The organism is Flavobacterium sp. 3HN19-14 (assembly GCF_051373205.1).
Lineage (GTDB): Bacteria > Bacteroidota > Bacteroidia > Flavobacteriales > Flavobacteriaceae > Flavobacterium.
The window spans coordinates 922,453-935,097 of the sequence record NZ_JBPPZT010000001.1 but is presented as its reverse complement, the minus strand read 5'-3'; the positions used below and the strand labels follow the sequence as shown (position 1 = coordinate 935,097).

Annotated in this window: 9 protein-coding genes, 1 tRNA gene and 1 pseudogene; 4 read left to right on the top strand and 7 right to left on the bottom strand. The window is 37.2% G+C overall.

Translation table 11 applies throughout. The features are described from left to right. Positions 1–72: 72 nt before the first annotated feature. The gene (locus ACSLFW_RS04865; protein WP_436554863.1) at positions 73–2,235 is read left to right on the top strand and encodes a reprolysin-like metallopeptidase; all 2,163 of its coding nucleotides are present in this window, start codon (positions 73–75) and stop codon (positions 2,233–2,235) included. Continuing rightward, complete coding sequence (locus ACSLFW_RS04860) at positions 2,222–3,319, top strand: proprotein convertase P-domain-containing protein (RefSeq protein ID WP_436554862.1); 1,098 nt, start codon at positions 2,222–2,224, stop codon at positions 3,317–3,319. The genes ACSLFW_RS04865 and ACSLFW_RS04860 overlap by 14 nt, the downstream gene beginning before the upstream one ends. Positions 3,320–3,366: 47 nt before the next feature. Here ACSLFW_RS04860 and pth read toward each other — a convergent pair. From pth to ACSLFW_RS04845, 3 genes and pseudogenes are all read right to left on the bottom strand, one after another. Continuing rightward, positions 3,367–3,932, bottom strand: a pseudogene (pth, locus tag ACSLFW_RS04855) (aminoacyl-tRNA hydrolase). A gap of 355 nt (positions 3,933–4,287) precedes the next feature. Further along, positions 4,288–4,896, bottom strand: coding sequence for a 50S ribosomal protein L25/general stress protein Ctc (locus ACSLFW_RS04850; RefSeq protein ID WP_436554861.1), 609 nt, complete (start codon positions 4,894–4,896; stop codon positions 4,288–4,290). A 203-nt stretch (positions 4,897–5,099) separates the two neighbouring features. After that, entirely contained in the window at positions 5,100–6,041 is a 942-nt protein-coding gene (locus ACSLFW_RS04845; RefSeq protein WP_436554860.1) for a ribose-phosphate pyrophosphokinase, read from the bottom strand. Between the two features lie 342 nt (positions 6,042–6,383). Between ACSLFW_RS04845 and ACSLFW_RS04840 the strand changes: the two genes are divergently transcribed. Beyond that, positions 6,384–6,463 (top strand) — tRNA-Leu (locus ACSLFW_RS04840). 95 nt (positions 6,464–6,558) lie between these two features. Here ACSLFW_RS04840 and ACSLFW_RS04835 read toward each other — a convergent pair. From ACSLFW_RS04835 to ACSLFW_RS04825, 3 genes are all read right to left on the bottom strand, one after another. Beyond that, positions 6,559–8,391: a P-loop NTPase fold protein gene (locus ACSLFW_RS04835; protein WP_436554859.1), complete on the bottom strand. Its 1,833-nt coding sequence runs from the start codon at positions 8,389–8,391 to the stop codon at positions 6,559–6,561. A 74-nt stretch (positions 8,392–8,465) separates the two neighbouring features. Further along, positions 8,466–9,095, bottom strand: a complete 630-nt coding sequence (locus ACSLFW_RS04830) for a hypothetical protein (RefSeq protein WP_436554858.1) — start codon at positions 9,093–9,095, stop codon at positions 8,466–8,468. Between the two features lie 10 nt (positions 9,096–9,105). Continuing rightward, entirely contained in the window at positions 9,106–9,501 is a 396-nt protein-coding gene (locus ACSLFW_RS04825) for a hypothetical protein (RefSeq protein ID WP_436554857.1), read from the bottom strand. A gap of 818 nt (positions 9,502–10,319) precedes the next feature. Here ACSLFW_RS04825 and ACSLFW_RS04820 point away from each other — a divergent pair. Then, positions 10,320–11,609 (top strand): hypothetical protein, encoded by a 1,290-nt coding sequence (locus ACSLFW_RS04820; RefSeq protein ID WP_436554856.1) that lies wholly within the window; start codon positions 10,320–10,322, stop codon positions 11,607–11,609. Here ACSLFW_RS04820 and ACSLFW_RS04815 read toward each other — a convergent pair whose 3' ends face one another. Continuing rightward, entirely contained in the window at positions 11,610–12,644 is a 1,035-nt protein-coding gene (locus tag ACSLFW_RS04815; RefSeq protein ID WP_436554855.1) for a hypothetical protein, read from the bottom strand. Between the last annotated feature and the right edge of the window lies 1 nt (position 12,645).

The window sequence follows — 12,645 nt, the reverse complement described above, 5'->3', positions numbered from 1 at the left end:
CATAAATTTCGGCATTTTTTTCAATACATTTGTCAACTTTTTGAATTTTTGACTAAAAACCCCCTTATTAAAATGAAAAACGCATTACTTTTATTTTTTGCTTTTGTATCGTTTGCCGCTTCTGCCCAAAAAGGCATTTGGCAAAAGGTCGATAAGCAGTCTTTTGCCAGTTTGGAGAAAAAGAGAAACACTTCTTATTCTGAAAACGAGCAATTTTTTCAACTGGACGTAACCGCGCTTAAAAATGCACTTGCAAATGTTACCGACAGGTCTTCGGGACAAAAAGGAATCGTTATCAGCATTCCGAATGCTTCCGGTGAAACAGAACAATTTTCCGTTTGGGAAAAATCAAATTTCGTTCCTGAATTACAGGCACGATTCCCTGAAATCAGGTCTTACATCGGAAAAGGTATCACCGACAGAACGGCTACATTATTTTTCAGCCTTTCGCCAAAAGGTATTGAGACGATGATTTTAAGAGCCGATAAAGGATCAGAATTTATCGAGCCCTACACTAAGGACAATAGTGTTTACGTGCTGTTTGACTCGAAAACCAGAACCGCCTCTTCTTTACCATTGGTTTGTAAGACTGAGGATATTGCCATCAATAAAGAGTTAAATACTTCCGTTAACAGATCCAGCGCAGGTAATTTTAAGACCATGCGCCTGGCATTATCCTGTACAGGTGAATATACCACTTATCACGGCGGCACGGCTGCATTGGCATTAGCGGCGATGAATGCAACTATGACAAGAGTAAACGGTGTTTACAACATTGACCTTGCTGTGCAATTGAACCTTATTGCCAACGAAACTGACATCATTTATACCAACGCTGTATCAGATCCTTATTCTGATGCTGATGAGATAACCAATTGGAATGACGAATTACAGGCCAACCTGACAGCAACAATAGGAAACGCTAACTACGACATCGGCCATTTATTTGGCGCATCTGGTGGTGGTGGTGATGCCGGTTGTATCGGTTGCGTTTGTGTAGCGGGACAGAAAGGAAGCGGAATTACCTCTCCGGCCGACGATGTTCCCGAAGGAGACACATTCGACATCGATTATGTAGCGCATGAAATGGGCCATCAATTGGGCGCTACGCACTCATTTTCTATGAATTACGAGGGAAGCGGCACCAATTTAGAACCGGGAAGCGGCTCGACCATTATGGGCTATGCCGGAATTACAGGTACAACCACTGATGTTCAGGCGCATTCTGACGATTATTTCTTGTTTGCCAATATCGTTCAGATTCAGGATAACCTTGCTACAAAATCATGTCCGGTTACCACACCAATCGCTAACAGCACGCCTATTGCAGAAGCAGGTAACAATTATACAATTCCAAAATCAACACCATTTATTTTAACAGGCGCAGGCACTGATAGCAATGCAGGAGACGCCCTTACTTATACTTGGGAAGAAAACGACGACTCTTCGCTTGCACTTACTGGAAATGCGAGCAGGGCTTCTGCAACAAAAGCTTCAGGTCCGAATTTCAGGTCTTTTGCTCCAACCGCAGAACCGGTGCGTTATTTTCCTGCGCTTACCAAAATCCTTGCTAATCAGCCAGCATCTGCATTTGAAGCGCTTCCGTCAATCACAAGAGATTTAAATTTTATGCTTACCGTAAGGGATAATGCCGTTGCAGGAGGCCAGACCAATCAGGATGGGATGACAGTTCACGTTACCAGCGCGGCAGGACCGTTTGCCATAACGGCACCCAATACAAATGTCTCCCTTGCAGGCGGTTCCAACCTGACGGTTAACTGGAACGTTGCCGGTACGACTGCAAACGGAATCGACACACCTTACGTAGACATTTACTACACCAGCAATGCTACAACTTTAGGCTTCCAAACTTTATTGGCAAGTATGGTACCTAACGATGGGTCAGAAGTTGTCACTGTGCCAAATACCGTCGGAACAACAAACAGAATTATGGTAAAAGGACACAACAATATTTTCTTTGATGTGTGTAATACCAATTTTTCTACAACTACTGCGCCTTCAACCCAGGCGATTGCGTTTTCAGGTGTGGCGGGAGAACAAAATAAAATAAGCTGTTCAGACAATCAGGTGACTTATACTTTTGATTATATCGCTTATAATGGGTTTAACACCGAGGCTACTTTCTCTGCTGCTGGTGTTCCTGATGGCGCGACAGTTGCATTTTCGCCAGCTTCTGCTACGGCTTCAGGCCCAGGTGACCATGACTGTAAATAATCTTAATGCCGTAACTACAGGATCTTATACTATTGCCGTAACTTCAACTGCAGGAGATGTTATTAAAACTGCTAATTTTTACCTTGGACTCGGACTTTCGCCTGTCATTCTGACGACTCCGGCCAACAATACTGAAAATTTGCCGGTTGACGTAAACCTTGTATGGGCTTCAGCTGTTAATGCGGTTTCTTATGATGTTGAAGTGGCTACAGACATTGATTTTACTAATCTGGTTTCAACTACCCAAACAACATCAACAAATTTCACCGCTGGCGGATTGACAGAACTGACCGATTATTACTGGAGGGTAAAACCTAAAAATACTGCTTGCGATGGCGTTTACAGTGCTCCAAATAAATTCAGGACTGGACATATCGTTTGTACGACTACAGCGGCTACCAACGTTCCGGTTACCATTTCGGCAAACACGGCAGCTACCGTAACTTCGACGCTTAATATTCCTGCTGGCGTAACAATTTCTGACATTAACGCTTATGTTAAAATCAATCATAGTTATGTATCAGATTTGGTTGTAACGCTCGTAAGTCCGGCCGGAACGCAAGTACAGTTATTCTCAGGGTTATGCGACGACAAGAACAATGTCAATGCTACTTTTGATGATGCCGGGGGCGCATTAGTCTGCGGTACTTCAAGTCCTGTTATTTCAGGAACGGTAAGACCATTGCAGCCATTAAGCGCGCTAATCGGGCAATCTTCTACAGGAACATGGACATTGAAAGTACAAGACACACAACAAGGAGATGGTGGCTCACTGACCAACTGGAGCCTTAACATTTGTGCCGTCGAGATGCCTTTAGGCGTTACAGGCAACAATTTGTTTAATTTTGCCGTATATCCGAATCCGAATAACGGGACTTTCAATATCCAGTCTGATAAATTGGCGTCAGACAAGATCAATGTTGCGGTTTATGATATGAGAGGAAGAATAATTTTCGAGAATAATTACGCCGGAAGTGGCAATTTCAACGAAAATATCAAATTGCAAAACGCTCAGGCCGGAATTTACATGCTGTCGGTTTCTGATGGCGAAAACAAGGAAGTAAAAAGAATTGTGGTGCAATAATCACAATTTTCTTATCGCTAAAAGGGAAGACATAATGTCTTCCCTTTTTATTTTCCGTTGAAGGTATTCATAGTATTTTCGAGTCCGGCAGTACCGAAAAACTGGATGATTTCAGCTGAAAGCTTTAATCTTTCAGGGAGTTTTGCTTTTTCATTTTCGTCCCATTCGCCAAGCACATAATTAACCTGCTGCCCTTTTTTAAATTCGTCGCTGATTCCGAAACGGAAGCGCGCGTAATTTTGCGTATTCAGAATCAGGTTGATATTTTTCAATCCGTTGTGGCCGCCGTCACTGCCTTTTGGTTTGATGCGAATGGAGCCAAACGGTAAATTCAAATCATCTGTAATCACAAGTACATTTTCAAGTGGAATATTCTCCTTGTCCATCCAGAATTTGACGGCTTTTCCGGAAAGGTTCATGTAAGTGTTGGGTTTCAGAAGAAAAAGTTCGTGCCTTTGAACTTATATTCAGCCAAAGCGCCGAGCTTCGCGGTTTCAAATGAAATTGATTCCTGGTTGGCCAGAAAATCTAAGATTTTAAATCCGATATTGTGGCGTGTATTGACGTATTCTGCGCCGATGTTGCCGAGGCCGACGATAAGGAATTTCTTCATGGGATCGATGGTTTCTTTGGGTTGTGATTTGAATAAATTGGAAATCCAGTTCATTTTACAAATGTAAATCAATTAGTGAATTTGACAATTAGCGAATTAGCGAATGTCATGCGAACGTTCTATCATTGCCGATTATAGCCCGGATAGGAATGGCAAATCCTTTTTGTTTTTTCTTTAAAAACAAAAAGATTGGAATGGATAGCCGGAATAGCTTCTAAAAACAAACACGAATTGCACAAATTTTCACAAATTTAGGTTTTTTGTAAGCTGTGGGAATTTGTGCAATTCGTGTTATCACTGAATAAAAAAAGCACCGGCATAAACCGATGCTTTTCTGGAAATATCTTGAAAAAAATTATTTTTTCTTTCCTTTTGCAGGTGCTTTTGCTGCTTTTGCTGCTTCCTGAGCTGCTTTCATAGCCGCACGAGAAATACGAACCTGAGCTACCACAGTGTTATCCGGGTGCATCAATTTGTATTTGTCAGAAACCAGTTTGGTAACGTATAATTTGTTACCCATTTCAAGCGGTGTGATGTCTGCCTCTACGAAATCCGGAAGGTTTTTCGGCAAAGCTTTCACTTTCAAACGACGTTGGTTCAAACGCAAAACACCACCTAAAAGTACACCAGGAGAAGTTCCTGTTACTTTTACCGGCACTTCCATAACGATTTCTTTGTCGTCTTTCAACTGGAAGAAGTCGATGTGCAAAATTTTGTCAGACACAGGGTGTACCTGTATATCCTGCAAAACTGCGTCGAATTTTTTACCGCCAAGGTCGATCACAACAGTGTGCGCGTTTGGAGTGTAAACCAAATTTTTGAATTCTTTCTCTTCAGCTGAGAAATGAACTGGTTGACCTCCTCCGTATAACACGCAAGGAACCGCTCCAGCATTACGTACCGCTTTGGTTGCTACCTTGCCCACGCTTTCTCTTTCTGATCCTTTAATTGTAATCGATTTCATTTTAAAAATATATAGTTAATAATAAAAACTCTTGTTTGGGCGTTGCCTTCGGCTCAATCTTTTTATCGGAACTTTCCGTTGCGCCGGAACTTCTCATTAGATAAAAAGAATACCGCCTCTATCCCTAACGCAATCCTCATTAAACTTGACTTTTTGATTTTTCATCAAGTCTTGATTCTTGTTTCTTGCTTCTTTTCTCTGATTTACATCAAAAACTTCCCGCTGATCGAATTGTTATTCTGCACCATCTGCATCACTTCTGCAAAAAGTGGCGCACAACTTACAACCCTTATTTTCGGCGATTGCTTCTTCAACGGAATCGAATCAGTCACAATCAGCTCGCTTAATTTTGAATTCTCTATTTTTTCGTAGGCTTCTCCTGACAAAATCGCGTGCGTACAAATTGCGCGAACGCTCAGGGCGCCTTTTTCAATCATTAAATCGGCGGCTTTCGCCAATGTGCCTCCGGTGTCGATCATATCGTCTACCAGGATTACATTTCTGCCTTTCACCTCACCAATCAACTCCATCGTATCGATGACGTTGGCGGCTTTTCTTTGTTTGTAACAAATCACGACGTCGGATTCTAAGAATTTAGAATAAGCGTAGGCCCTTTCAGAACCGCCCATATCCGGCGATGCGATGGTCAAGTTGTCTAAATTCAGGCTTCTTACATAAGGCAAAAAGATGGTCGAGGCAAACAGGTGGTCTACCGGTTTTTCGAAAAATCCCTGAATCTGGTCGGCGTGTAAATCCATTGTCATGACGCGGGTTGCCCCTGCGGCCTGCAATAAATTCGCAACCAGTTTCGCCCCTATCGGAACCCTTGGTTTGTCTTTCCTGTCCTGTCTCGCCCATCCGAAATACGGGATTACGGCGGTGACGTGTCTTGCTGAAGCCCTTTTGGCGGCGTCAATCATCAGCAGTAATTCCATCAGGTTATCGGCTGAAGGGAATGTCGAGCAAACGATAAAAACGCGCAAACCTCTTATAGACTCTTCGTAAGAAGGCTGGAATTCACCATCACTATATTTAGAGAACGTCACTTTACCCAGCGGAACGCCATACTTTTCAGCAATCTGTTCTGCGAGGTATACACTTTGGGAACAGGCAAATATCTTTGCTTCGGGTTCTTGATGTGTCATTGTATTGTATTGTTTTTGTTCCGTTTCGGCTATACAATCTGACTTTATTTTTATCTAAAGCCTGCCTGTATAAACGCCTCGGATGTAGTTAGTTAGTTGTGTGTCGCGTTAACGAGGTGCAAATTTAGGAATAAAATCGGAGTAGGAAAGGAAAATTTCAGGTATTTTTTTAGAATTTGCCAGAATATTTTTTACATTTGCACCGTGTTAAACAAACAGCACTGTTGTAAGTGTAGTTTGTCAATGCGTTGGATGGCTGTTGTCATTCTTCGTCTCTCAAGCCCGGATGATAATATTACCATTATTTTTCTAAAATAATTATCATTCACAAAGGCACAATTCGCCCGGATGGCGGAATTGGTAGACGCGCTGGTCTCAAACACCTGTGGGAAACCGTGCCGGTTCGACTCCGGCTCCGGGTACATTAAGAAACCGTAATTAGTTTATTTATAAACTTTTACGGTTTTTTTCTTTTGCAACTGCCCAACCATTGCCCAACATTTCTAATTCGAGGTATTTATTTGCCTACATAAGGTAAAAGCTTTTGGTTCACTCTATCAATTGAAGCATCCAATTCTTTTAATACAAATATTTGTAAAGAAGTATCTTTTGAATCCGCTAAATATGATTTCAGCTTTTTGGAAACCGCATTTAAAAATCTATAATCTCCATTTAAATATTCGCCAATATTTGTAGAGTTATATCGGTCGTCTAATAATTGATATAATTCTTTTATAGTTTTATTATCAACTTTCAAAACAGTATCGAAAAAGCTATCGGGATCTAAATGTTCAAACAATTCTGTTTTTAATGAGTACTCGGCAAAAACCTCGTTAATTGCCTCGATATTGTTATCGTTTAGATGAGTAAATAATTTATTGATTTTTTTACTATCCTTTTTGTTTTCAATTTCTTTGTGTGCCTCAATAATCGCATCTATGATTATTTGATCTTCACGCTTTGTCATAAAGTGGGTTAATGTCTGATATGCTCTAAAATCGGTGTCCTTTTGCTTTGCGACGGAAATTCCGGTTAACAAAATTTCGTTCAACTGATCGATTGTAATATCTATAAGTTTGCTTGCAATGAAATAATAATAAAATTCGGATATTTTCGCGTATTCGTAAATTGTATATTTTCCCTGTTTAGCAAACTCCAAAACCTTTTTAGTCAAATCTGAAAATTCTTCATTTGACAAATCCCTAAAACCGAAATTCATTAAAGCCCTAAAGGAAGAATCTTCCTCCGGTATCGCGGGCGGTGTTCTAAGCTTTAATTCCGACGTTAGCATTTCTTTGTCAAGAAAGCCCGTTAAAATGAAAATATAAACAGAATTATAAAAATGGTATTGATTGATATTGTTAACTAAATATGTGTCATATAATTTTTCTATATCACTTTTTTCTTTCGGCTCAACTTTATTTTCATTGTCCCAGTTTTTAAATGCCGTTGAGAAATTAAAAGTTACATATGCCGGATTTAAGTCATCATAACCGCGAGAATTGATATAATCGGATGAAGTAAGCTTTCCCAACTTAAACTCGATTGATATTATGAGGGCAAACAAAAGCACTTCATCAATAAATTCTTTATCAAAGGCGTTTATTTCAGGATAAAGACTTTCAAGAGCCTGGATATAAAAAGTTATTATCCTTAAATTGTCTTGCTTATATTCTATCAAAAGGTCTAAAATAAAAGTTTCTCGGGATTTGAGAAAATTATAGAAGTCATTGTTATCTGCTTCGTATTGTGAAAACAACAATGGTAAAGTTTTTGAAAGGTCGTTTTTGAAATTCAATATTCTGCCAATGACTTTTTCTTTGATATTATTATAAGCCTCGTTTTCTTTGATTTTGCTTTCGTCTGATAAAATAACGACTTTAAGATTTTTGTGTTCTACGTAGTTATTTATAAAACCTAATATTTCAGGCAAAGGGATTTTGCAACGTTCCAAATCATCAAAGCAAATCACATATTTGGATAATGTTGCCAAATCTAATTCAACGTCTTTCAGAATATCCTCAACCTTTGCACCTATAAATTTGTTCGACAAAAAGGAAATAACGTTTTTTCCCAACTTCATAACATTACTTGCTTTTTTACCGTCAAGCCGGTTGAGATATGGTATTAATCGCACTAAGAATTGATATTCGAGTGTTTCGATTTTACTAATACCATTGAGGGATAAATAGACCGGTTCATAGCCTTTTTCAGTACAAATTTTAATTAGATCGGATTTCCAAAAATAAGTTTTACCGCTTCCCCAAGAGCCGTTTATCAATATTGCATAGCTTGTATTTTTAGCAACTAAATAATTGCTGAAAATCTCCTTTACATACGATGGTTCCATATTTTTTTGTGTTTTAAGCTGAAAAGAAAGGTAATTATAAATATGGAAAATTCTTATTCTAAATTAATTTATTATCAAAACGGTTTATTTAATGCATATGCAGTATTCAACAAATTATAAGAATCTATAAGTGCCTTAAAATGTTTCTGCAATTTCTCGGTTCCGTTTGGGACTTCAATATCGACATATTGATTTTTATGGGTGTTTAAATATCTTACGTTTAAGCCGGTTTTATTTTCCAACACATATTTGATAAAGGCAATTGCACTATCGCCCGCGATGACATCGGAAAACTCACTCACTCCCCTATTAACATCCCTGTTTGTATCATCATCAGTAATTTTAAAGGTCACTCCTTTGCCTTGTCGAATTTCTTTTCCACTACCAAGCAAATAACTAACCTCATCAAAGAAAATCCAATCGCTGCTTTTGTAATTATTTACAATGTGAATTGGCGTCATAGTTTGTTTACCATCAACTACCTTTAAACCAAAGTATATTTGAATGAACGTTACCTCCAACGCATTAACGGTAAAATCTTTTCTCACTAATGGAATTGGTTTTGATTTTATCCAAGTGATATTTTCGTGGAAATCGTTTTCGATAATTACGCCTTTGAGTTTGATCGGTTCCGGCTTTTCATCCTGGGCGTGAATTGAACTTATGCAAAAGATCGTTGCTATAAAAAATAATGCTTTTTTCATTGTTTAAGATTTATTGATTAGAAGTTAGGTTATTCGTTGGGCTTTCGCCGACTTTATACATCCCAACCGGGAATGGTGTATCAATTATTTGCACTTTAAAATAATCCTTATTGATCGCTTCATCCAGGATAATCAAAAACGCACTAAATTTTTTGTCGCCGTTGCCTTTGATGTAAAGCGTGTCATTTTTGATTTGATATTGGAACCGTTGGGTTTCAATCATTTTCTTAGTCATATACTCATATTTCCCGTTATCGAGAAACCCAACGCCGTTTCCGTCGCCGTAATATGTCATATCTAAGTTGAGGTTATTAATAACTGATTGTTTGACAATGTTGGAACGACCGTTTTTGTTTGGATCGCTTTTATCTTCCATTGTCAAATCAAACTTAAATTGCCCATTCAATTTTGCCTCAATGACTGGCTTTAGTTGCCGTGTCGATTTTGTGGGTGTGTTACTTTGACCGGAGATAGGTTTTTCGGGGTGTTTGCAATTTGTCAAAAGACAACTGACTATTGCAATTGTAATAATCTTACTGGAGCCGTAAATACTTTTTTTCATATTAAAAAATTAGTCTACTTGTCCCGAGTAAGGTTTATCCGAAAAAAAAGAGCGTGGGACATTGGAGTATCTGCAAAAGAGGTACTGGTATACCCGCATACAAAACAAACCAAGCCCACGCCGTAACGTGAGCGTTCAGTTTGTTACACTTGTATGCTTTAAAAATTACCAGTTTTCTTTTGCAAGGATAACAACAAACGCTATGTCAATATTTTAGTCTTTTCTATTCCATTTTATCTTATTTATACGCAAATATAGGTGGATTTTAACAACTTTCCGATTTTCGTCGATGATACATTTTCCCGAAAACGTTGAGGTTTTCAAATTAAAAAGTTACAAACTATACACTAAAAAGGTTTTTATCCTGGGAAAAGTGTCGGAAGTGTCGGGAAGTTTATTTATAGAAACTTTACAAACTTTACACGTATGGAAGTTTAAGCCTGGTATAAAGTGTCCGATTTGTCCGTTTGAAGTTTTACAAATTGCATAGTTCTAAATATTTTAAGGAAATGTTTTTTATGCCAAAGTATGCGAGTGGGTGCGAATCGCTCCGACTGGCAGATCAGAAAATGTTGAATTTGAAAAATGTTTTTTATGGAGTGTTGCAATTGACCTTATAATTTAAGTGTCAATTCCTACACCCTTTTTCAAAACAGCATCCATTGAAAATTGATTTCTACCTAACTTTACACATACCAACTTTACACAAAATGAATAACCGTTATAAAAAATCTATAAAAAGTTTAATAGATCAATTGCTTATAATTCGTGTTGATCCTTACGTTGACACGAACAAATGGTTAAAGTTTCAAATTGCTTTAATGAAAAAGACATTCTATATAGAAAGTCAATATCGATTGCAGAAAAACGAAATCAAAGAACTTAATATATATCGTAAAAATCCAACCTCGAAAATTGACAAAGTTGAATCCCTTAAAATCAAAGAAGTAATTAAGCGAAAAGAAAGTAGGATTGAGGACTATAAATTAATCCTGGAAATATATAAAAGTATTGGCGACTGCATCCCTTTTACATTCATTAGTAAGTGGGATTTAAAGCCTCAAAATTTCAAAGAATCACCTGGTTTTATGTCGCAGAAAACCGGCATCGTTAACGAAATGAAAAGTTTAAGATTTGCCTATAAAAATAATATTATTGGGATTTTAAATGACTTGACATCCGTTTTAAAATATAGCGACATTACATTAGTCCGGGAACATTGCACACCGATAGCGTTAGAAATTAAGTCAAGTAGTTTTGAAAATCAAAGAATATTAAGACAACAGGAAAAGACCCATAAATTGTTTCAATACCTTTCGGATGACAAAACAAATCAACTTTATGGAAAGGAATTAAATTTCGTTAGAATAGACCTTGAAACTCCCGAATTAAATTACATAGATAAAATTAATAGTCTTGTTAGCGAGGCTAAAGAAAACGGAACGTCGCACATCCTAATTGAGGATGGGTTAATTTATGTAATATCGTACAATAAATTTTCAGAAGAAACATATAACACAATATTCCAGGAGCATAAATTTAAAAACCCCATTACGTGTTTTTTACTGAAAGAAGATATATTTCACAAAGCCTACCATCCACTAATTTTGATTTTAAATAACTCACAATATTTTTGGGATTTTATGTCGGGTAAAATTTCAATTATGGTTATGTACGATCTCGATTTAATAAAAGACATAGCACTAAAAAACAATTACGACTTTGAACTTATTGATGACGCTGAATATATAATGCAATTTAACCGAACAAATGAAGTAGAGTATTTTGAAGGATTTAAAATGTCTTATCACTATTTCGGACGCATTTTTTATGAATTTATTTCGCCAAAATGGCTTTTAGAAAATAATTTTAAAATGATGAGGGGATTCAAAGATGAGGTTGGGAATGATGAAAAAGTTAAAAGTGATAACTACTTTATAAAGAAATATTAGTTAATGGTCAATTCCTACACCCTTATTTAAAATTTGAAGTTTTTGAACAAGGATTTCTTTTACCTCGTTTTGAATATTATTAGAATGTTCGACAATCAATTTCCTTAATAAGCCTCGATGCTTATGAAAATTACTCTTGCTTTTTTTTAGTAAATCAGTCCAATAACGCGGGTTACAGTAGTTCGATAATCTTTTGGTTTTCGATTGAATTGTAGAATCAAAAAACAATACGTTTTCCCATTCGCCAACTAAATCTTTATTAAAGCTTTCAAACCCTTTATCTATCAAATCAGAAAGTGTTTTAATCCCAATTTTATTAAACTTTTCCATTTTGACAAACTTAATTTCAAATCGCAAAAGTTCGCCGGACACAAAATGTCCCATCGATCTACTGTGTAAAGCTTTATTGTAAATCTTGACAATATATTGCGAGTGTACAACTTGTATTAATTTTCCTTTCGGTGAATTTTTTAAATTTTCAAACGGCATCGTTTTATGTAAAAAACAATTTTCTATAATATGGTTACTCGGGATTGGAGGAATGATATTTACGCCTAACTCTAAAGACCTCAAAGTACAATGTTGAGGTAATACGCCGAACTTTTCTTTTAAGTCATTTAAAACCCAAATAAGCGCGTTTAAATCAAAATCGTTATGATTATGCGCTCCCGCATTCCAATATTTGTGCAAGCTTCCCGATAAAAACGTTATGGTTTCGTAAACTCTAAATTCTAAGCCATTGTAAACAGCACTTTTGTATGGCTTTTTATAAACCACTTTTCCGCTTTTATCAATTCGATCGTTTCCCAGGTTATCCTTTGCCGGTATTAATTCCCCGTAAACAGAAACATTTCTTTGCTCAAATGATAATAATTCGTTTCGCTCTAAAATTGAGGAGGACAACATTTGAACGATAAGTTTTATATAGTCGAGCAAAATTATATCTTTGAAATGTTTTGCAATGCTTTGTAAAACGAACTTTGAACACTCGGGGAGCGTGAACAACTCCCCTTTTTCATTTTTTTCATTTTCCAAA

Coding starts and splice junctions, on each gene's coding strand:
- ACSLFW_RS04860 (WP_436554862.1), top strand. CDS start 2,222: ATGACTGTAAATAATCTTAATGCCGTAACTACAGGATCTTATACTATT.
- ACSLFW_RS04865 (WP_436554863.1), top strand. CDS start 73: ATGAAAAACGCATTACTTTTATTTTTTGCTTTTGTATCGTTTGCCGCT.
- ACSLFW_RS04830 (WP_436554858.1), bottom strand. CDS start 9,095: ATGAAAAAAGCATTATTTTTTATAGCAACGATCTTTTGCATAAGTTCA.
- ACSLFW_RS04845 (WP_436554860.1), bottom strand. CDS start 6,041: ATGACACATCAAGAACCCGAAGCAAAGATATTTGCCTGTTCCCAAAGT.
- ACSLFW_RS04850 (WP_436554861.1), bottom strand. CDS start 4,896: ATGAAATCGATTACAATTAAAGGATCAGAAAGAGAAAGCGTGGGCAAG.
- ACSLFW_RS04835 (WP_436554859.1), bottom strand. CDS start 8,391: ATGGAACCATCGTATGTAAAGGAGATTTTCAGCAATTATTTAGTTGCT.